Annotated in this window: 19 protein-coding genes; 7 read left to right on the top strand and 12 right to left on the bottom strand. The window is 45.7% G+C overall.

The genetic code is table 11. The annotated features are described in order from the left end of the window. Positions 1-388: 388 nt before the first annotated feature. The 5 genes from GV764_RS04425 to GV764_RS04405 all read right to left on the bottom strand — a co-directional run bounded on the left by GV764_RS04425 (position 389) and on the right by GV764_RS04405 (position 6,718). Complete coding sequence (locus tag GV764_RS04425; RefSeq protein WP_000636790.1) at positions 389-880, bottom strand: hypothetical protein; 492 nt, start codon at positions 878-880, stop codon at positions 389-391. Positions 881-964: 84 nt separating this feature from the next. Then, a complete protein-coding gene (locus GV764_RS04420) occupies positions 965-1,480 on the bottom strand; it encodes a hypothetical protein (protein WP_000228894.1) in 516 nt (171 codons plus the stop codon). A gap of 564 nt (positions 1,481-2,044) precedes the next feature. Further along, a complete protein-coding gene (locus tag GV764_RS04415) occupies positions 2,045-5,380 on the bottom strand; it encodes a hypothetical protein (protein WP_000502666.1) in 3,336 nt (1,111 codons plus the stop codon). Positions 5,381-5,602: 222 nt separating this feature from the next. Further along, a complete protein-coding gene (locus tag GV764_RS04410) occupies positions 5,603-5,956 on the bottom strand; it encodes a hypothetical protein (protein ID WP_000769182.1) in 354 nt (117 codons plus the stop codon). A 153-nt stretch (positions 5,957-6,109) separates the two neighbouring features. Continuing rightward, a complete protein-coding gene (locus GV764_RS04405) occupies positions 6,110-6,718 on the bottom strand; it encodes a hypothetical protein (protein ID WP_000926374.1) in 609 nt (202 codons plus the stop codon). A gap of 193 nt (positions 6,719-6,911) precedes the next feature. Between GV764_RS04405 and umuD the strand changes: the two genes are divergently transcribed. Both umuD and umuC read left to right on the top strand, forming a co-directional pair. Continuing rightward, positions 6,912-7,346 (top strand): translesion error-prone DNA polymerase V autoproteolytic subunit, encoded by a 435-nt coding sequence (umuD, locus tag GV764_RS04400; protein WP_000111290.1) that lies wholly within the window; start codon positions 6,912-6,914, stop codon positions 7,344-7,346. Continuing rightward, positions 7,336-8,589 (top strand): translesion error-prone DNA polymerase V subunit UmuC, encoded by a 1,254-nt coding sequence (gene umuC, locus GV764_RS04395; protein ID WP_001371894.1) that lies wholly within the window; start codon positions 7,336-7,338, stop codon positions 8,587-8,589. The genes umuD and umuC overlap by 11 nt, the downstream gene beginning before the upstream one ends. A gap of 45 nt (positions 8,590-8,634) precedes the next feature. On the opposite strand, the gene GV764_RS04390 is transcribed toward umuC, so the two are convergent. Continuing rightward, positions 8,635-9,444, bottom strand: coding sequence for a DsbA family protein (locus GV764_RS04390; protein WP_000031378.1), 810 nt, complete (start codon positions 9,442-9,444; stop codon positions 8,635-8,637). A 262-nt stretch (positions 9,445-9,706) separates the two neighbouring features. Here GV764_RS04390 and GV764_RS04385 point away from each other — a divergent pair, with 262 nt between their 5' ends. After that, positions 9,707-10,162, top strand: a complete 456-nt coding sequence (locus GV764_RS04385; RefSeq protein ID WP_223230168.1) for a hypothetical protein — start codon at positions 9,707-9,709, stop codon at positions 10,160-10,162. A 59-nt stretch (positions 10,163-10,221) separates the two neighbouring features. On the opposite strand, the gene GV764_RS22065 is transcribed toward GV764_RS04385, so the two are convergent. The 3 genes from GV764_RS22065 to GV764_RS04370 form a co-directional block, all read right to left on the bottom strand. After that, positions 10,222-10,482 (bottom strand): hypothetical protein, encoded by a 261-nt coding sequence (locus GV764_RS22065; RefSeq protein ID WP_001439466.1) that lies wholly within the window; start codon positions 10,480-10,482, stop codon positions 10,222-10,224. Positions 10,483-10,677: 195 nt separating this feature from the next. Then, on the bottom strand, positions 10,678-11,070 hold the full coding sequence (locus tag GV764_RS04375) for a hypothetical protein (protein WP_000843243.1): 393 nt from the start codon (positions 11,068-11,070) through the stop codon (positions 10,678-10,680). Positions 11,071-11,094: 24 nt separating this feature from the next. Beyond that, positions 11,095-11,844: a thioredoxin fold domain-containing protein gene (locus GV764_RS04370; protein ID WP_000720274.1), complete on the bottom strand. Its 750-nt coding sequence runs from the start codon at positions 11,842-11,844 to the stop codon at positions 11,095-11,097. A gap of 147 nt (positions 11,845-11,991) precedes the next feature. Here GV764_RS04370 and GV764_RS04365 point away from each other — a divergent pair, with 147 nt between their 5' ends. From GV764_RS04365 to GV764_RS04350, 4 genes are all read left to right on the top strand, one after another. Then, positions 11,992-12,531 (top strand): lytic transglycosylase domain-containing protein, encoded by a 540-nt coding sequence (locus GV764_RS04365; RefSeq protein WP_000494968.1) that lies wholly within the window; start codon positions 11,992-11,994, stop codon positions 12,529-12,531. A gap of 82 nt (positions 12,532-12,613) precedes the next feature. Then, the gene (locus GV764_RS04360) at positions 12,614-13,171 is read left to right on the top strand and encodes an HAD domain-containing protein (RefSeq protein WP_001371950.1); all 558 of its coding nucleotides are present in this window, start codon (positions 12,614-12,616) and stop codon (positions 13,169-13,171) included. A gap of 123 nt (positions 13,172-13,294) precedes the next feature. Next, a complete protein-coding gene (locus GV764_RS04355; protein WP_000902297.1) occupies positions 13,295-14,356 on the top strand; it encodes an HNH endonuclease signature motif containing protein in 1,062 nt (353 codons plus the stop codon). 9 nt (positions 14,357-14,365) lie between these two features. Next, complete coding sequence (locus GV764_RS04350; RefSeq protein ID WP_000654195.1) at positions 14,366-14,872, top strand: YrhA family protein; 507 nt, start codon at positions 14,366-14,368, stop codon at positions 14,870-14,872. A gap of 122 nt (positions 14,873-14,994) precedes the next feature. Here GV764_RS04350 and GV764_RS04345 read toward each other — a convergent pair whose 3' ends face one another. Genes GV764_RS04345 through GV764_RS04335 form a run of 3 tightly spaced genes read right to left on the bottom strand, consistent with a single transcriptional unit; the run spans position 14,995 to position 21,405 of the window. Continuing rightward, positions 14,995-18,945, bottom strand: a complete 3,951-nt coding sequence (locus tag GV764_RS04345) for a conjugal transfer protein TraG N-terminal domain-containing protein (protein ID WP_000386160.1) — start codon at positions 18,943-18,945, stop codon at positions 14,995-14,997. Positions 18,946-18,953: 8 nt separating this feature from the next. Then, positions 18,954-20,369 (bottom strand): IncHI-type conjugal transfer protein TrhH, encoded by a 1,416-nt coding sequence (gene trhH, locus GV764_RS04340; protein ID WP_001257292.1) that lies wholly within the window; start codon positions 20,367-20,369, stop codon positions 18,954-18,956. Further along, the gene (locus tag GV764_RS04335; protein WP_000196727.1) at positions 20,359-21,405 is read right to left on the bottom strand and encodes a thioredoxin family protein; all 1,047 of its coding nucleotides are present in this window, start codon (positions 21,403-21,405) and stop codon (positions 20,359-20,361) included. The genes trhH and GV764_RS04335 overlap by 11 nt, the downstream gene beginning before the upstream one ends. Positions 21,406-21,621: the final 216 nt, after the last annotated feature.

Raw genomic sequence — 21,621 nt, 5'->3', positions numbered from 1 at the left:
ATATCAGGAACTTGTTCGCACCTTCCCTAGACTTAACGATGTTAAAATTTTGGTTGTATTAAAATCCTCCTGCGAAAGTGAAATCATCCATGTATTATCTTTATGATAGTCGGTGATATAAATAAAATGAGATGTAAAAGGCGTTGAGTGATTGAACTCTCCTAAGTTCCATCCATACTGTCTCACTGTATTTGAGCTAAGTTCTTTGTCGGTAATGTTCATAATTCATACCTTTCGATAAAGTCTGTAATGATAATTAGCTATCTCAAAGGCCCAGAACAACTCTTGAAATAACCTCACTCGAAGAATTTATCATATTGAACACCCCTACCTAATAACCTTGCCGACTTAATAAATCACAATAGCCCTCCCCTGTCATTTTAAAACGCTACTTGAATTTTTGATAGCTTATAGTTGTTTTACGTTCTTTGTGATACTCATATGTCATCTTCTCTTTCCAGTACCAATCTTGTAAATCCTGCAAGTCTAGCCCATTTTTCTCACGTATGCTTTCGTGTAATTCGCTAAGCGCGAGTTTATCATTAGGTTTATAAATGGCTAATTTTTCTTCAAATAAATCCAGCCAACGTTTCCCCATCTTTCGACGCAAAACAAACACCATCGTGATAATTGTACTGAAATGCACAGCAATTAGTTCCAACTTATGCGATTGCTGACCAGATAAAATTACTATTGTAACAACAGGGATGGCCGTATATAAAGCAATCAAAGCGACCATAAGTTGATATGGTTTTTCCCGTATTACCATGTCCATGGGTAAACCAGAGGACGCTACTGCTTGCCAAAATCTTAAATACCTTCCGATGGACTTAAACCTTTTCCCGTTTTTATGCATAAACCTGTTTTTATTTACTATCATGTTAGACCTCTATTTTTCTGTAATTCTAGAAGAATGTTACCTTAACCCTTAACAGGGATAACACCGCATGTATTATCTCCATAATCAAAGCGCAGGGCCGGTAATAAAAAGTACCATACCATCGATGTGTAGTTCGTTCAGTGCATCCCTGTCCGTGGATAGCTTTCTAATGTTGTCAGGAGTTGCATCAATCGGGTATAAATCTTGCGTCAGTTTGACGAGATTCTTCTCAGTGCAGGTAAGACCGCCTTCAGCGAGAGTGCGCAGGTAATCACTAAACACGACTTCTTTTTCATCAGAGGTAAGTCGCTCGAAGTACCCCATATGTTCGGACGTGAAATTCTCATCTGCAATACTTCTCACTACTGAGATGATATCCGACCTTATGACCAACTCCCGCACCGCAGCATAAAAAATCCTGCCGTAATGTCCTGACACGTTTTCCTTTGCGAGCCACCAGCGCTCATCCGTGGTAACGGGTACTGTGGTCGGGGATGCCAGTAGCAGAACGGGGCTTAAACCGGATCGCGATAACCCTTCAGCAAAAGCTTCTTCAGGAAGACTGCTAACAGGCTTGCCTTGATAACGTGCTTCTACCATCTATGCTTCTCCTTTCTGATGTAGGCATGACTGCCTTCTATTTAAGCAATCAGTAAACCGGATTGAGCTGAGCAACGTTATCCTTCTCCCATCATTGCTTGCCACTTTTACCATAAGCGCCAAACAATTAGCCCCATTATTCCGGTTGTAAACTGAACCTTAACACTAACCAGTATGAATCGGTCATCTGGGGCAAAGTGTCCACCGGGTTGAAGTAGCCAGGTTGTTAGCGGCGGATGGAAAGCCAGTACGAATCCGTAAACTATAAAAGCCAAGCTCAGTAAAAGAAGGAGCATGCGCCCAATACGTTTGAGTTGATAAGATAAACTCGCGCTAGTTTTTCGTGGGGGTACGATATGGTCTTTCAACACTGTCTCCTTGCCAGCAAATGCCGAAGCGCTGGCATAAAGATTAAACAATTTTTATGCCAGTTACTCCGGCGAGATGGGTGATAATCCTCGTTGCCATCATAAAGCCTTATCTCTTTCAAATTTGAGCGATAAGGGGTCTTTGAGCCTGTAATGGCTTTTTGTTTGATGTTTTGATGGCACCTGCCCCCGCGTTTTACCATGACCGAAGTACATAGCGGCTCACACCTTCTGCTGGCTGTTGCCACTCGCTATTCTCCGTTGACGGTCTGAGGCGCGTCGAGCCCCGGGAGATGTTTTTCATCGCCTGCTCAAGAGTGTCCATCCTGTAGGTTTTGATGTTCACCCCTTCTTCAGAAATAGGCCCCAGCAGTTCCGTAACCTCACGCTCACCCTGATAAATATCGACCCACTGTGTAATATTCACCTTATCACCATTCGCATCAATGCCACGTCGGTTAAAGTGGTCAATTTCAAACTCACACACGGTTACCGGTACCAGCCCCTCCGGGCGCGGATACCCGAGTATTTCATCAAAACCAGGTTCCCCTTCATCAGTGACCAGATCAGGCGTCAAATAGAGTTTTCCGTTACGGGAAAAATGCGCAACATGGCAGGACCACTGGTCATTTAACATCGTTGGCATGCTTGTGAACATTCCTGAATACCACCGTCTGGCATTATCAACTGATTTGGTGACGAGGATTTCATCTGGTACTTCCCCGTTGTCCATGGTGTAAAAACTGAGAGACAGAGCGGTATTTCTGCGTGAAAGTAGCTTTTCTTTATTGACCTCTTTATTTTCAAATTTGGACAGGTATTCCTCAAGGAACAGCGCCTGCAACTCGGGTGTCGGCGCTTTCTGATAAAACCAGTCGGCCAGGTCTTTAGTGCCAATATAGATGAGGCTGGCTTTACCTTTTTCGCTCTTGACCGCAACAGGAGCCATTAGGCTTACTTGCTGTACGTACTCACTGGTTTCATTGATACTTTCATAGGCCTCAATCCACTGGCCAAGCAGATTGGTGTAAATCACCGGATCGTTCAGCTTTAAAAACTGCTTAAGAGCCTGAGCGCCACGGGAGCATGTATCAAAATAACGCTGCTTCTCTTCGAAGCTTTTGAAAGCAGTCTTTTTGCCCGACCATGTGGCCACCAGCTGTTCATCTTCGAACAGGGTGTTTTCAGCTGGTAAGAAGTGTTTCATTTTCGCAAAACGTTGATGAGTGACGTTTAAGACATTTCGGGATGTAGCAAGTACCATTCGATGAACCCAGGCATGCCCTTCCATCCGGTTGTCGCATTCAAAATTTGCTGGTGCGGCATATGCAACAAGTTTCCCTGAAGCATTTACCGATAACCTGACCAGCTCATAGCCTTTGCTGCTAATAAAATTACGAACCCCGGGAAGATGTTTGAGCCCCACATCAGCGAGCATATAGAGCTGGTTCAGGAGCTCTTTGGAGCCCTTCTCTGTACTCATGGCAGCTTCCAGCGTCGCCCCCCTGTTATCAGCTCGCCAGGCTACAATGCATCGATCTATCAACTCTGATCTCAGATTAGGCTGGCCAATATTTCCATCGGCCAGAGCCTGGCTCAGCATCTGCCGGTAAGGTTCTTCTGCCTCACGCTCGGCACGAATATAATTTAAAGCCATCTTGAAGAAGCGAATGTAAAACAGGTGATTAGACCTGAATTTACGTCTGTGAATGTACCATTCGAGCTCCTCCGCTTTAATGGTATCCATGCACAGGAAACCCAGTTCAGCATCATTCCTGCTGGACTCCTTAAATAAAGACAAATTCACCTTACAATTGAAATCTCGATCCGTTGAGTATCTGTTTACTGTTGCGTTGACACAGATATCGTCTCCCTGACGGAATGCAATAACCGGCTCATAGTTTTTATGGGTTCTCCCAAGCCATTTATAGCCAGAGTAGCTGTTGTCTTCCTGAACTGCTCCTGGTGCTGTCACTGGGTTCATCAACGAATCCCAGTTGCACATTACCCGGGATCCGGACTGAAGGCATGAGTTTGCCTGTTCAAGATAACTTTGCAGAGACGGCCGTGTCTCAGCCATACCCAAAAGGCCAGAACCGTCTTTGTCGTGCAGAAATTGGAAGTACCGTTCCTGGAACTCAAGGCTCAGAAAACTGTAAGGGGTATTGGTATCATAGAAATCACCAAATAGTTTGAGCCGGTGATCGAGGCCGCAGATAAGGATCAGGAAACGACGGTAGTGAAGTGCCATAAGATCATGCTGCTTCAGTCGGTCGGTATAACTGACGTCCTCAAACTTTATGGTGCTGCCATCAATCCCCTGGAAATGTGCTTCCTGTTCGCTGGCGGAAGGGAATAGCTGCGAAGCCCCAAGATGGCTTTCTACCGAAGAGTAAACCTGATGAATATTTTGACCGTCCCGGACCAGAAGGAATACAACCCGGTTCCTGTCATTGCGGACATGATTTTCCCAGGGATCGCGGTAATCGATATAACGTCGTGTTGTGGCCATACATACGATGGAACGTTCGGACGGAAAAATCTGCTCCACCAGCCCGGGGCTGGTTCGTAAAGTTTCATGAAATTTTTCCATATCAGAGAAGTCGAACCAGCTATCGAGATCGCACCATACGGCCAGCTCTTCATCCACCATCAGCTTTGCCTGAACGACCTGGAGCGGGAGGTGTGATGGAGCGGATTCACCCTTCACGATATTCACTACCTCAACGTCTTTGCCGGTATACAGTTCCAGACTGCCAACGCCATCGTGGATTTTCTTCACATATTCCATGGCTTCTTCTGTAGTGGCCAGACTTGCCGCTGCAACTTCCTCGAAATAGGGCAGCATTCTTTTGCTGGCATTAGCGATTGCCTGCGTTCGTTGTGTGATGATTTTGCTGATGGCTGTGCTGATCTGCCCTTCTTTTAAGGCCGCTTCTCTGATTTGTTCAATGCGGGTATCTGAAATACCAGAGGACAGAGCATTTTGAACTGATCCAATCGCCAGTGAGGTTACCGCCTGCTGCTCTTGTGGGGGCACTAACGCAACGCTAAGGCCCGTCACAGGGTTTTCACGGTCATCTGTACCTAATTGCTCAATCGCAAGGTCACGGAGCCCCTGAGCATCGCTCACGAGGGCTGTAAGCGATGCCTGTAGGCTATTCACTTCTTCCTGAGCTTGTCTGAGTTCAGCATCCCGGATTACCTTATGGTCGGGTTCAAATACAAAACTGGACAGAAAATCCTTAACCAGGAAGCGATGCTCTCGCATTTCTTTGCCACGTTCCCTACGGTTGCCGCTGCTGTCTTCAGTGACAATAGCTACAGTCTGACCGTAAACGCGGGGATGGGCGCGTAGAATCACTGTGTGCAGCTTATCTTCAACGTAACGCAAAGACGTAATGAGCAGCGTATCCCCTGCCACAATACCCTCTTCAGGGATGCTGTCAGTGGACGTCCAGTACTGACCCGCCAGCAAAGAATGAAATCGCTCTAAACGGTCAATGTTATTTTTGCTGACCAGGTCACCCATATACCTTTCCTTCCAGATTCGTATGTTAGGTGAATCATACCAGATTGCACTTACCGTCTAATAACTCAAAAAACACCAACTTCGGCATTCACTAGAAATGAATCCGTCCACTATTATTCATTAATTAAATAGATTCTTAGATATGAATAGCGCATTGCTTTTAAAGCAGGTTTCGCAAAGGGTTAAAAAAGGCTTCTTAAGTGAAGCCTTTAATAATAAATGCTACTTATCTTCAGAGGGATACATTTCCCAGTATTTATTACGTACATTAACAAGGCAATGGTCTGCTGTTTCTGAAGCGCCTTTGTCGCGGTTTACAAAGGCTTCTGCAACTTCATCCAACTTATCCGGTACCGTATTTAATGGTAATGCCTGCTTCAGGTTGGTGGTTACCAGTTCCTTTGCTTTATCATGATTAAGTTCAGTTCGGATGCTTGCATCTTTACAAATATCATCAACCTTACCATCAAGAATAATGTTTGGGATAGGTTCGTTTTCAACTTTATGTGTAGTATTAGCAGAGGAGCCAAAAGCGACTGACATCATCGCACACAGCAGAATATTTTTTAATTTCATAGTTCACTCCATTATGACTATTGATATCTACTTATGAAGTATTAGTTATATCATGTTTGCCGTCAAAACATAGAACCCACTGTTTTGACTTTAAACATATCATGCTACAACGTTTTTTTGCACGTGACTTTAGTAGGCATGATTTATGAGGTTTCAGCAGGACGTCAGATTGTTGTCGATCCAGTATTGATGCAAGCCTACCGTCCATTTCTTCGATAAGGCCGAAAGTAAAAGCGCTAAACCACAGCAGTTACCAGGAGTAAAAATTCGTATGGGATCTGGAGAACCGACTTTAACACTCATAATGAACTCCAGAATGTTGCCATGGCATAGACTATTTCTAAGCCTGACGATATCTGCTTCAGGTTTTTTACCAGCGTCTATCTTTGCCAACATATTCTTCTCGGCTGGAAATGACAGTAATTCTATCGGCATCCCTTCCTGCTTAGCCTTTCGCATTAAAGCGTTACTCATTACTGACGTACCATCTAAGTCCACCAGTACAGGAACTGACTGCTGAACGTTAACAGTTGATTTCAACTTCAGCGTAACCCTGAGTGATGTTTCGATCCCATTCAGAAAGCTCGTACAGGCCGGTAACCATAGACCATGATGCAGCGCCTCGGTTGCTTGTTTAAAAAACCAGTCAATCACGGGGACAGTGCAATGCTCATAATAGTGATTTACCTCGCTGAACCTTGCCATATAAGCATCGTACTCAGCCTGGTCTTCAGGAGATAAAAAATTTGGTGGGAGGAGCATCAGAATCCTTTCATCCTAGCTTGTATACCTTCTTCGTAGGCCAGCTCGCCATTATCGGTAAAAGATGGTTTTTGATGTTTATGATAAAGCTTAATTTTTCGTCAGGCTTGATAGCGTTACCGGAGAGATTTGATCTTTTCTCTTCAACTCGCAATACTGTTTATACATACAGTACAAGAATTCGAGTGTAGCTATGTCTGTTATCCTTGAGCACATTAGCAACAAGCCTTACGAAATGGCACCTTTTTTCAGTGATTTACTAAGCTGTGGAGTGATGAGTCCGTGCGCCGGGCATGAAGATAATGAATTAAATTTGCATGAATATGTAGTCCGCAACCGCCCCTCAACCTTCTTTGTCAGGGCGGCGGGCCTCAGTATGATCAATGCCGGTATCAATGATGGAGCAATACTGGTTGTGGATCGGTCTTTAACAGCACGACACGGCTCTATCGTCGTTGCGCTGGTGGATGGAGAGTTTACGGTAAAGATCTTACACACGTATCCTGAGCTGCTTTTGATGCCTTCTAATCCAGCCTATAAGCCGATACGTGTAAATCCTGAATCCCTTGAGATATGGGGCGTCGTCACCTTTGCACTGAATCAGTTCAGCCATGTACATGCACGTTGATATTAACGGAGCCTATGCGGCATTTGAGTGTGCGATGGATCCCAAGCTGTCAAAAAAGCCGCTCATCATAGCCAGCAATAACGATTCGTCCGTCATTGCAATGAATAAACTGGCTAAAAGCGTTGGTATTAAGCGTGGGACCCCAATTTTTAAGTGCAGGGATTTGATTCAGCAACACCGGATCGAAGTCAGGAGCTCTAACTTTACTTTGTATGAAGACTACTCAAATCGCTTCCATGAAACGCTGGAAAGCTTCGCGCCTCAATCGAGTCGATATAGCATAGATGAAAATTTCATGTTATTGAAAAACATGAACAAGATAATAGATTATGAAGATTACGGCCGGTTGATCAGAAGTACACTTCTTCATAATCTGTCCCTTACCTGTGGTGTGGGTTGTTCAAGCACCAAAACCCTCGCTAAATTATGCACCTATGCGAGCAAACGATGGGCAGCTACAGGCGGGGTTGTAGTTTTGACTGATCAGGCCAGGATCAGGAAGCTCCTGAGCCTGATCAGTACCAGAGAAATATGGGGTATTGGTCGAAAGATTAGTGAACGCCTGTCGGCTTTCGGGATCATCACTGCCGGTGATTTTTATAATAGCGACGTTCGCTTTTTACGTAAAAGCTTTGGCGTTGAAATCGAGCGTACCTGGCGGGAACTGCATGGCGAACCATGTTTCCGGCTGCACGAGTCTCCTCCTGTCAGGCAACAGATTATCGTTTCCAGAAGTTTTGGTCAGCGCCTTAATGAGATAGGCAAGCTACATGAGGCAGTTTCATTTTTTACCGCCCGGGCGGCAGAGCAGCTGCGCAAGGATGGCTCGTGGACCCGTCAAATCACAGTCTTCATTCAGAGTAGCAATTATGCGCAAGGTGAAAACCGCTACAGCAATTGTGGTATCGAGCCGCTTACCGCTACACAGGACACCCGCGATCTGGTTGATGCAGCCATGACCATCCTGAACCGCATTTACAGACCCGGGATAGCGTATGCGAAAGCAGGGGTAATGCTCTCCGCTATGACTGACGGCACAGAGCAACTCAGCCTGTTTGATACTCGCCCGGCCAGGCCTGGCAGTCAGGCACTGATGAAAGTTATGGACCGGTTCAATAAAGAAAAGCGCGGAGCTCTGTTTTTACTGGGGGAAGGCATTCAACAGGATTTTCGTATGAAGCAGGCCATGCTATCACCGAGATATACGACCCGCTGGGATGAATTACTCGTTGTAAAAGCGTAGCGGCCATGACCGGCATGGCCGTACTCATCAAATGTGAAAGTAACTTTAGGCCCCGCGAGCTTTTTCGATTGCGCCCTGCAAAGTTGCTGCGTCCATAGCCCCGGGGATAAATGTGGTAGTCGCCGCATTCGGCTTTTTCATATTCATAATGATGAAACCGGGTGTGCCGGTGATCCCGAGCGCTTCGCCCAGCTGCATATTGCCGGAGATCACGTTTTCATACCGGTTTTTTTCCCTGTCAGAAAACGTGCTGTTAAACCCTGACTTTTCCACCACAGTATTAAAGTCAGTGAGTTCGAATTTGCGTTGAGAGGTCATGAAGGTATGAGCCACAGCCATCAGGTTGTTGTGGTACTTACGATAGGCTTCAGCACCGAAATTCTGATAGACGTGCAGACCCGTAGCGGCCCCCATGGCAGATACAGGTTTTGAACCGGCAAAAATCGGGAATTCTTTAAAGAAGAATTTTACATCTTTGCTCTGATTCATTACCGATTCAACAACAGGTGTAACCCGCATGCAGTAAATACACTGATAGTCGAAGAACTCGATTACCGCGACGTCGGCGTCATCAGGGCCGATGTTTGGCGTCTCCTTGGTATCCAGCAGAGCTGGCGCATATGGAATTATTCGTTCCACTGAGGCACTCACGTTCTGATTTTCCAGCGCCTTACCTGCTTCCACTAAATAATGGGGATTTTTTACCAGGTAAGTAGCGGCAATTTTGCCAATTTCTTCCTCACTGAGCACCTTCGGTTTAAAATAAGTTGCCGTGATTAACGCCGAGGCAGCGGTAGCAATAACCGCAGAAATTAAAATCGTGGCCATCGGTTTTAAATAAAATTCTTTAGACATAGCTACCTTTATGCTTTTCAGCCTGTTAGTTATTAACCTGCGATGGATTATACTGGCCCGGTAAATCGGAATTATTCGTGAAACAATGCTTTTTGGAGATTAAAGGATGATTAGGCAGGGCTTTATACTCACAACCGCAATGCTTTTGAGTGGATGCGGATATCATTTCGCAAACCAGGTAGATGCGTACGATCTAATGCCTCGTCCTGTTACAAATAAAAGGTTTCAGATAGTCCCTCCGGACGAAAGTATTCAGTCCAGAATGTTTTCAGGCCGTTTTGCTGATGGATTAGCAAAAAAAGGAGTCATTATTTCCACTCACCAGCCAGATTATGTGCTCAGGTTCCGAATCAGCAGCTCACAGGAGAACATGCAGTATAGCGAGCAGCTTCTTACTGGGGTGACAGGCTACGTTGTAGATAAAAAGACAACGAGAACTGACAAGCATGGCGAATTGCATACTGACTATGACTACAAGCCAGTCGATGGGGTAATAGGCACTGAGACGATGTCGCAGATGCACTATATGCGACAGCTGGATGTCGAGGTATACCCGTCAGCGAAAGGAGCAAAGCAGGTTCTGAAAGTGAGTATGCAAAGCAATGCACCTGTGCCGTCAGACAGCATTGCTTATTCAGCAATGATCGACGCCTTTACTGATAAATTTGATGCGCCGCTGCGTTCCGGAAATTATGTTGCAGTGATCCCCTGGAACTGAAAGCAGACGGCGGGAAGAGAATGTTCAAAAGTGACTTTTGGACACGCACATTAACGTGGCTATCGCCCTCCCCCATTAAAATCATAAAGTCGGTAAAGATCGCCCATCGTGATGGAATTGGGCTTATTAATGAACAGATACTGTAACTGTTCTTTATGTTGAGTACTGGCAGCTGCATTCATAAGCACTTCCAGGTAGAACTTGTAGCCTATGCTTCGCTCTGAATACATATACTGGAACTGCATCAGTAAAATGCCTGACATAACATACAACAGCAGCAGACTGAGTAATACAGTGCTATCAGGCTGTTCCAGTGCCATACTGACATACCCTGAACCCAGAATGCACAGAAGCCACCCCGTCATTAGAGCAGGCACCCTACGACTCAGACGTTTATAACAACGTTTTATTACGGGATCCCGGAGATACTTTTTGTCAGGTATCCCCGTTGCTCTGATGACGAAGCTACTGAGTATCGACATCTTTTTTCCTTCTGGACGCTCTCAGTCAATAAATCAGGCCAGGCGCTCATTGAAAGCTACCACGAGCTGCGAATCGGGATTTTTTACCAGTTCGGGCCGGATAACTTTTAGTTGCCTCGTTGGGGCGAGCTCATCTGTAGGCCTGATGGTGGTATTACCCGGCCCCTTGCGGGTACTGTCGGTGTTTACCTTGAGCTTTTTATTTCCCAGGTAGCTTTCCATCTTTTTAGAGATGGTGTCACCTGTGGTCGCAACACCAGAGAGTTCCTTTAGATGTTCACCTTTATCCATTTGTACCGATGACATCAGAAATCCGATTCCGGGATCGTTTTCCGTTCCACAGGCTCCGTACTGACATTGTGCAGCGAAAACGGGCTGTACACCTACAGCAACCAGCATTAACGTACTCAGTAAAGTAGATTTCATACACACCTCTTACAGTCGGAAAAGTTACTTTTGCGCAGCGCCCATTTGGGTCACCAGGTTTTCCGGGCTCAGCCACCCCGTAAATAACTGCGGTTTGCCGCTTAGTGTCACCATGGTAGGAGTACCTTGCAGCGGGATTGTTGAGGCCACCTGGAAATGCGATTTGATAATGTTTAAGCAAGCCTCATCAGGACGTCCTTCCGGGATAGTTGAAACCGGATTCATCGCTGCATCCAGAGCTTCGTTTGGCTTTGCTGAACACCAGATTTTGGCCATGTTCCCGGCTACTACCGAGTTCAGTCCTGCACGTGGGAATGCAAGAAACTTAATCGAAATACCGGCATCAAGATAAGACTTCAGATCATGATGCAGTTTTTGGCAGTATCCACAGGTTATATCGGTAAAGATAGCAAGCCGGTATTTTTCGTTTGGTGATTTGTAGTCGATGGATTTTGTTTTGGATGCGAATTCCCGGACGCCCATTAAAATGGCCTGCTCAGTGGTGTTTACCACATCTTTACCTTTCACGTGGAATAAGCTTCCGGTAAAAATGTAATCTCCGTCTTTGCTCACGTAACTTACCCCCTCCCTGGAAATCACCGTAAAAATATCTTTTACTGGCGAGGGTTCGACGTGCTCGATTGAAAGCCCAATGGCTTTGAGCTTATCCCGGGCTGCATCTGGCAGTACCATTGTATTAACCGGCTCGGCATTCATCGTGAAGGCGGTACTTAATGAAAGAAGTAATACCGATGCCTTAATAATTTTTTTCATTTCCGCTCCTTAAATCGAGCACTAATATTATCACGCCCCAAAATTCCAGAATTTTGCTTAAACGCTTAAATCAACGGGTAAAGCCGAAAGAAAGTCGATAGATATATGGGAGAATAGATAAAACGTAGATTCAGTGGAGAAATCGTTGTGTTTACACCACCAGCAGATGATGTGAAACCTATTCCCGTTCCTGATGAGATTTACACTCAGTGCATTACGGATGCCGCCCGCTACTTCGGAATTGATGCTGAACTGGTTTTTACGTTGTTTGACAATGAAGGCGGTAAGGTTGGTACTTTCAGCAGGAATACTAACGGCACTTATGATATTGGCCCAATGCAGATCAACTCATCCAATCTACCTGAAATAAAAAAGCATTTCCCGACGGTAACGTGGCGGGTTCTGGCTTACGATGCTTGCGCAAGTTTCTGGGTTGGAACATGGTGGCTCTATAGAAAAATTGTTGATCGCAAGGGCAATGTGTTTGAAGGGATTGCAGATTACAACAGCAAAACCCCAAAGGTACGTGCAAAGTACATATTTAACTTCATGGTAAAGTACAATCGCCGGATCCAGCAGCGTAACGGGATGGGTGAGCTTTATCAATGGACCCAGCAACCTCCTCGATACAATGGCCATATAGCTAAAAATGTCCCGGAGCAAAACCCGACTCCTGTTGTTAAATAAATACAACCCGATATTACAGAAGATCATCGAGTGGCTTGGGTAAACCACCACAAATATTTCACACTGACTCAGGAGTAATATATTGTCTTCTTCTGCAAGAAATTTATTTAAGATTCTCTCTTCTTTCTTGATCCAGAAAAACCCTCATCATGAAGAAGTATGTGTTCATGAAGAAACAACAGCTGGTTTATGGGCCCCTCTCCCTGATTCGCATGTCGTGCTTTTCTTAGATTTCGATGGGGTTTGCCACAGGTGTAAAAATGAAACCTTTGAGCGAATGCCACTGTTAGAGAAATTGCTGGATAACTGCCCTGCCATGGTGATTGTTATCTCCAGCTCATGGCGTGAGTGCGCTAATACAAGTTATCTGAAATCTCTGTTCCGGGTGCCTTATAGAGACAAAATCATAGGTGCAACCGGTTCGGTATATTTAAAACACGGACAGACTGGTGTGCGGGCTGCCGAGTGTGAGGACTTTGTCTTTTCACATCGAGTTAAAGCATTTATCTGCCTTGATGACGACGAATCATTATTTCCGGCCGGTTATCCGCATTTGCACAAAACCGATTATTACACGGGCCTCACCGAATCTGACCTTGCAGCTCTTAACGCAAGGTACCATCAGCTCATGGGACGCTGATGAACAAAGTAACTTTCCTTTTACCCTGTCACTGCTGATCTCGTACGCCCATCCACTTTAGGATTGATTGTTTTATACCATACGCAATAATGTCTCATATGAATTCGACAAGAAAGGGACATTATGCTGCATCACTGTCAGGCTAAGTCACTGGATGACATATACCTTGAGGATATTCCCCACATCATACATCCGGCCACGGCGGTACATGACCTCGAAGATACCGCCCTGCCAAACCGGATTATTCAGGAATGGAATTTACCGCAGGGATATACACAGTTTGTCAGCCGGTATCACCAGTTCCACCATCAACGCCCCTGGCTCGCTTACCGCGATACGCTTGACGACATCAGATACGGTAAGATCGTTCTGCTTAGAAAAGACATAACCGGCAATGCCGGGCCGGGGGTTATATCAAATGGCAACCTACGCAATGACCTGCCCCTGTCCCTCTTTACCCGTCTGCGCGATATCATCTCTCGTCAGTTGAAACGCCCGGGGTATTACGTTCGATCAACGACACCAGCACAGCACGCCCAATCAACAAAAACCATTAATTCCAAAGCGGCTGGTCGTCTTCTCGCAGCTGGCGGGCTTTATAATGGAAATGTGGAGGGATTTCGACATACGGCTGAACAACTTGGCGGCGAAGCTGTTGAAGGCTATGACCAGGTATTGAACGAAACAACTTCAGGTATGCTGGTTGCAGCGGCTTCACTTCTGGTTATCCGAAATCCAAGGTCTGCGGATGAATTGACAAGTTATCTCGGCAAGTACAAAAAAGCACACGTTTTGCTCGATGATATGAATGTTAGCGAATTGAACTACATGCGCCGAGACAGAGCTGAATATTTAGCTCTCCGTGGACAATTCAACAATACTGTACGCCCTAACTTCCTTAAATCACTTTCAGACCACCCAGATGCCCTGGCTACGTTTGAACCTAACGATTTGATGAAACTTGCAACAGGCAAGGTCCCCTCTGGGTGGCAGGTTCACCACAAGATCCCTCTTGATGATGGTGGCACAAACGCTATAGACAACCTGGTACTTATTCAGAATTCACCATACCATTCAGCACTGTCGAAAGCACAATCCATCATTACGAAGGATCTACCGTATAATTCAAGCACCAAAGTTCTATGGCCATCGCCGAACGGTGTTATCTACCCGGTAGGAAAGTAAGAGGCGCTCATGAAAGATTTAACTCAACTACTCAGCAGCTTAAAGAGGTTGATGGTTGCAGATCACTACCCTTTAGCCAGCCCGGTAGCCCCGGAAGTCTTGAAAGACTTAATCTGCAATCCGCCTCCAGTGGAGTGGGCAGATCACAAAAAGAGCGCCTATATAGATATACAGAAACTCATTAAAACCAGGCTTGATTATGCCCAAGTGTTTAATGCTATGGATGGTTTTGAGTACAACGGACTTACGTTTTATAACCTTGTTCAGGCAGAGAACGAAAATCTATTGTGGTCAAATATTTACATACGCAACTTTGAAGCACGAGACAATGAAATCTACGTTGACCCAAATCTCACTGATAAGGTGTTAATCGGAGAAGATGGCATGTCACTTTTCGCTTATAGTTTTGCAGACGACTGCTTTCAGATAAGAGACAAAGCATCTACTGATTATGTTATTGAATCTCATACAGAGTTTGATAGATTTTTGTCTTCACTGATTCAAACCGTCAGTTGAATGTTCCGCAAGAGCGGTACTTCTGAAAAAAAGGCCGCAAACACATACTTTGCGGCCTTAATTGTTTAGCAGTAATTTACAATCTATTGATAGTCATTTCAGGAGGTTATATTCAACCTCCCTTATTTTTTATTTTCATTAAGCCACTGATCCGCTTTATCGACACGTGACTGGTAAGGCTCATTTGTGTTGCTCAGCTCTGACTTCATGTACTGAATGAATTCATCTGCTTTCTGAGGCCCAAAGCGTGGGTCATCCGTCAATTGCTGCCGGATAGCCCTTTCAGAGTTCTGCGCTGCATTCGCATAAGTCGAAACGCCGTCGCTGCTAATACTCTGATACCGGTCACTTACAGCTGCGACGCCATCAGACATCTGCATGTGATTAAGGACTTTACCCTGGAGAGAATCAGGCATATTTGCAGGGTTAGAGGCATCATTTGCTATCGATGTCTGGGTTTGAAGGATGCCCGCTCCCGTAAGCATCTCATTTACCGGTTTCGCCCCAACGCTGGTTAGCGTATCCGAAACAAATTGCTGGCCCCCGAGTAGCGCACCAGAAATCGCGCCCCGCTCAGTGTTGGCCTCTATCTTTTCCCCAACCAAGCGATCTGTGACGGTCTGAGTGCGGTTACCAACGAGACCACCGCCCGACCCACCTTCTCCCAGGTTTGCCCGTACGACTGACTCAAGTGAACCATCAGCTCTGTTATGAGTGTTGAAACTGCTATGGATGCTCTTAACGTCATTCATACTCCAGTTAACGTTATAGTTACCCAGTTCATTAAGGATCTTCTGGGTATCCGCTTTGAGCTGCTCTCTTTCGGCACCGGTAGCCATGGTGCTGGCACCATAGGTAAAGACAGCTTGCTGTGCCAATTCAGCTCGCTTATCGTCCCGGCTTAAGTTCGGGTTGTTGGCAACACGACTAAAGTAGTTATCAGTGTTATTAGATAAGCCACGAACTTGCCCGCTCTGATACATACTGTTCAAAGCAGTGGCTCGTTGATCCATTCCATCACCAACCACCCGACCTCCAACCTTTTCCAGATCGTTAAATGTGCCTTCTGCATTTCTGACATCCTGACCCGAATTGACGACTTTCTCTACACCCTGATTATTCAGTACAGGTCCATTCTTTTCGAGAGAATTAAGCACATTCCTTTCTTCATCAGAATAAGTGCGGCCCACGTTGTTGTTATGTATTCCCTGAATATCGCCTTTGCCCGCGTTATCAAGGTTATACGGAGTAAAGCCAGCTTCACTTTTTCCAGGGACATGCTGTGTCGCGTCCTGAGCGTTGGAGGAAAGACCGAGTTTAGCCTGCGAATCTACACTTCCACCCAGTTCCCCTACGCGTGACGCACTCATCACGCCAGACGTATTTACGCTGTCAGGAGTTCTATCCTGTGCCTGAGTGATAGTATTAATTCCTGACCCGTCACCTGAAATTCTGTCGAGCTGATTGGTGATAGGTAGCAGCTGCTGTGCATTACCACCGAAGTCGGAAACCAGACTTTTAAGCAGGCTGGAGGTTTCACGGAGATCCTGTTTATTACTTTCGGCCGTCTCTCCCCGGGCGGTATCAATCGCAATTTTTTGCTCACTGAAATCTCGGGTTGCAGCCACAAGCGCGTCAGTACGTTGAAGCTGCGATCCAAGCTGATTACTGGCCTTGAAGGTATCGTTATAGGAGTTGAATTTCTCCATAAACGCATTCTCATCCAGCCCATTCTTACGAGCAAAATTCCTTACATCATCATCACTGAAGTTTTTGTTGCGAATAGAATCGGAGAACCTGTCCAGGTTAATGCTTTGTTTAGAATCAAGGCTCATTCCACTATTGGAGCTTGCGTTAGTCGAAACCGATGTAGAAATATTTTGCGCCATCGTCTGTGTCGCCTGGTTCATTTTCGACGATGCTTCTTTAAACGCATTAGTATTGGATATCTGATCGCTGCTTACCTGAGACGCCGCTTTACTGAACTGGTCAGTTAACGCAGAATCCTGGCTAAGCTGATTCGTGATTGCTTTTGAAAGGTCATTTGAAAGCGAGTCACTGCCTGTATTGGTCTTAGATGCACCGCTACTCAATTGCCCTGCTACAGCCGCTTTCAGCCCGGCTCCATTGCCAGTTCCAACACCTCCATTAAGCCCAGCGTTGAGAATAACATTTGAAGCAATGCTGGCCATCTGAGACGCACTCACCCCATGTTTCGTTGCAATACCTTCTGCTACAGAGGCACCAATCTTATCCGAGATCTGCTTCATTGTTTGCAGGTTGGTTGAGAACTGCTGGCTCGACTGTCCTGACCTTCCAATTTCGCTCATCTGACTGTAACCAGCCTGGAATGAATTACTTGCCGCACTCATAACTGATGAGGTTACAGCTGATCCTTGTCCCTGGCTGTTAGCGATACTTGAACCAGCATTCCACATTCCAAGACGGAAATTACTTGAATCAACTGCGCCGCCATCGCTGTATCCCTGACCGGTACTGGTTAAGGCGGTTCGTGTCACGTCACCAAATGAAGATTTACCGCTGTTAGGGCCATCCCATACTTTGGGCGTTACATGACCAGTATCCACCGGCGCATCGGGGGTCACTCCCTTAACCGCATTCATCATCGGGTGAATCGACTGTGTCATCAGGAATAATGTGAGTACCGGAATCAGAGCATAGAGGGCGGAAGCAACAGACAGGTATGAACTGTATGTTTCCGCAAGCCCTGGGAGTCCCATCCACGTGACGGCATTATTCTGGCTGTTGAGGGTGCTCCAGGTATCCAAGTCGGCCGTCGCGACTTTCTTCACATACGCGTTGACCATTACTGCCGTAAGCGGCCACATATTCACGAAGAGGATAAGTTGCAAATATTTCGCCGCAGCGGCAACACCATTACCACCTAACGCCAGCAGCATAAGCAAAGCAAATGGAGCAACCATATAAGCAAACATTTCAAGGAATGCGATTGCTGCTCCCGACAGTTGTAACCACAACTGGCCCTGTGAAGCCATTGTGTTGGTTCGCTTCAGAGAAGCCTCAAACAACTGCATATCGGAAGCCAGACCGAGTGGGGTCTTATATTTGCTTGCGCCATTTCTGAGCTCATTCATAATGAACAGGTTCAGGGTGGCGTCATACGAACCAATAGCCTTACCGTACATACCATTTGCTGACGCCATAACATCAGTAAAGCTTGCGCCGGTAGGTGCACCATTTGCTTCGTCTGGAGTAAGGATGCCGTTTGTCTGTCCTATAAGGGAAATAGTCTGGCGAGCTTCAGCTGTACTGGTAACCTGTTTCACAGTTGACCAGACCTCATCACACGTACCAGATTTTGAACCGTTAGCGCCAACAATACTGGCAGAGGCATTCTTCAGTGCGCCTTTCATCGCCTGATTAATCCGGTCCATGCTATCTGCCAGATTAGCTGAGAAAATATCGTTAAAAATAGTTTCTTTACCGGCAATATTTGCGCTTGAGTTTTGGGTAGCCTTCAGGCAGTTGTATGCAAGAGACTGAACGGTAGCACATACGTTCATTGGCCCTAGCCCGCTGGCCGGTTCAGGAAATGCGGAACAGTAGCCCTGGCTATCGCCGCCCCATTGCAAAAACTTCACGAATCGGATCATCGGACCGAGGGTGATGTCATCGTCCAGAGTTGTTGCAGACAGGTCCACCGGAGAAAGCGGATCAAACGCTGTTTTATAATCCTTCAGCAAACCCTGGCTTAAGTTAGTGGTGACGGTTGCCATCGCAGCAATAAAAATTGGAATTCCGTCGACGTTTCTGACCTCTCCCGACTTTACAGATTCAATAGTTACATCCACTCGAACCATTGCCATCATGAAAAGGATCAACCCCAAAAACCAGGAGAAAAACGGTAATTCATTTTTGGTCGGAGCCTGAAGCCATAGCCACGTTTTATAGAATAGGCTCACACCTGCTACAACGGCGGCCGTGGTCAGGAACTCTTTTACACCAGTATATTGAGAAAAGATCAGGGCAATACCGGTAAAAGCCGACCAGACAAAATCAATATCACCCAGGGTATATATGTTGTAATCCATGTCAGACCTCAGTTACGTGTGCCACGAATACTTTCAGTGAAAGCCTTCCGTTGCAGGCGACGGTTATCCCAGGTTGAAATGACGTCCGAGCTGGTACCGACCTGGCTGTGCGATAGCTCATAGGCGGCTTTAACCTGTTTTGAGAGATTGTCTGTTAATCGGTTGAGATCATCCCTTTTACCCGACAGCGACTCACTCGGTATGCTCATGGTTGAAATTTTGGCCTCAACCTGGCGCAACATGTTGATTACGAGGCTCGTCGCAGCAATAGTGCTGATGTCCTGAATGTATGCGTACCCTTCCGGTGCTTCGAATGTTTGCAAAGAGTCGATAATGGTCGGGATGCCGATATAGGAGATAATGCGTAATTCATCATCTGAAACACGAACGTCGTTGATGATTTTTTTCTGTACGTTTAAAAGAAGATCAGAAATGGTATCCTTCAATCCCTTAAAACCACCGTCATTAACTTCTGACATGACAAGGCACTGAGCCTTTCGTGGGGATGATGGATCTGGTGCCGGAGAACACTTGAGCATTTTAATTGATCCGCCAGCTGGTGGCCCCATGATGTAATCCGTGACAGTCATGGTAGACGGGCGGACTTCCATTCCCGCTTTTTCGCCTTTGCTATCCCAGTTGATAATGACAGTACCTACGAGAGACATAAGTTGTTCTGCCAGTTTATAACCGGATAACTCCGTTACCCCTCCGATGTTCATCGTTCCCTTATCAATATCCATGAACGACATATAGAAGAGGTTACCACTGAATTTTTCAGCGAACTCTTCGGGATCCTTTGCTTTAACCTGAGAAGTGACAGCTTCAGGTGACTTTGTCATCGATGAGCCAAAATCAGGAATAAGACCATTAATCGATCCCAGAATTGAGGCTGGTCCAGAGCTAACTGAGTTAGCGAACTGGCTTGGCGTACCCACGTTTTCAGAAAGGAAAGAGTAAGTTGCATTGCATGAATCTTTCGCAAATTTATTTAGCGCTTGCAGTTTGTTTTGGATGTCATTAATCGTTGCAGCACAGTCAGCACAAATAGCTGAAACAGCAACGTTAAAAGCATAGATAGCCGCACCCTGGGCAATACCACGGGCCACCTGCACAAGCTGGTCCCCGTTGATCATGCTGAAGGACCCAAGAAAAACGTCAATACCGTTACAACCGACAGAAGCTTTTGGAAACGACATGGAAACAAGGTTGGTATTAACGTTTGTTGTTCGGTAAGACATTGACCCGCCAACTATGCCTGTACGGGTTGCTGTGGAAAAGGTGGCCGGGCTGGTAGACGTCATCATGCCATTGAAAATGTTACGCATTGCGTTGTCTGCATTTGCAGTCGGGGCTAAAATTGCAGCACAAACAGAAAGAGACAAAAGTAACTTTTTGAAGTTGAAAACGGCATTACTGCGCATAAGTGCCTCCAAAACTGCCGCCAGCATTGAGATAATTGACCGGATCGGCCGTAGGCATGTCATAGCCTTCGAGTTTTTGGTCCATTATTTTTTGAAGTAGGAATGGGTCTGATTCCATTTCGGATTTATTAACGGTAATAACGCCATCATCGCCGATGGTATATTGCCTTTTAATATCTAGAGTTGACTGGAACGAAGCGTCATCGATCAGATTCATGCCCTTCGCGGCAAGTATAATAGTGTTCTTTAATTCATCAGCGGAGATCATGCCTTCACTAATGCGCTGAGCTGATGTCCCATCCTTTGAAACCAGGAAAATTGTAGGTACCTCTCGAATTTTAAATTGATCAATAATTTGTGCGTTGGGGATGTTAAAATCCTGAAAAAGGCCATTATGCAATGGCCTTCCATCCATACTGATTGGAAGAATATCTACCGAATAATAGTTCTGCATAAATTGAAGTATTTGGCTTTCTTCGTGGCAAAACTGGCAAGTACTCTGGAAAAAGAAAAATAAACCTGACTTAGTAAAGATATCTTTCATTACCGTTTGCTGATTTTTTTCAACAACAGTGCGGTGAGCATCCAGTGCCACCTTTTCCACTGGTTGCCTGCGTTTTTCAGACATCATCGGGTTTTTAAGAAAATAATCTTTTGATTTGTCAGAAAAACGCGTACTGATATCCAGCATTAACCTTTGCGCCGTGTAATAACGTGATAGATTTTCTGCGGTAGGGTTATCCATTGCCTGCGTTAACAGTCGAGGCATATTCTCTTTTAGCCATTTTGAATTTAAATCTACCATTTCCTCTTTTGAAGGCGAGCTAGCAGCACCGGTTGGTGGCAAAACCTCTTCTTCTTCAGCTTCGCTTTTTTTAGCAGGATCGTCATACCAGAAGAAACCCTTCTTATAAGCCTGGCCAGATACAAAGGGCGTATCTTTTATTAGGGGTTGCTCAGGGCTGGCGTGGGCACCAGTAATTACCAAAGACATAAGCAAAACCATCTTTGAAGGCGCTAATGCAATACGAGTCATAGACCGTTCTCCTTTTCTGATGCGGTTATGATGGCATACAAAAAAAAGGTTAGAGCTCGTATAGCATGGTCGTTTTTATGTTGAAAAGGACGGAAAAGGAGTGCTGACTAAGAAGATAGTCTCGGTGATGGAAAGATCATCCATCTTGCACGTTGTCAAAAATCCGGTGTAACAAAAACATGGTTTTATCGAATATCTAAAAGCAAATATTGCTTT

Origin of the sequence: Atlantibacter hermannii, from assembly GCF_009907385.1 — a bacterium.
In the GTDB taxonomy this organism is placed as follows: Bacteria; Pseudomonadota; Gammaproteobacteria; order Enterobacterales; family Enterobacteriaceae; genus Atlantibacter; species Atlantibacter hermannii_A.
The sequence above is the reverse complement of the archived record's forward strand: the minus strand, read 5'-3'. Positions and strand labels throughout refer to the sequence as shown.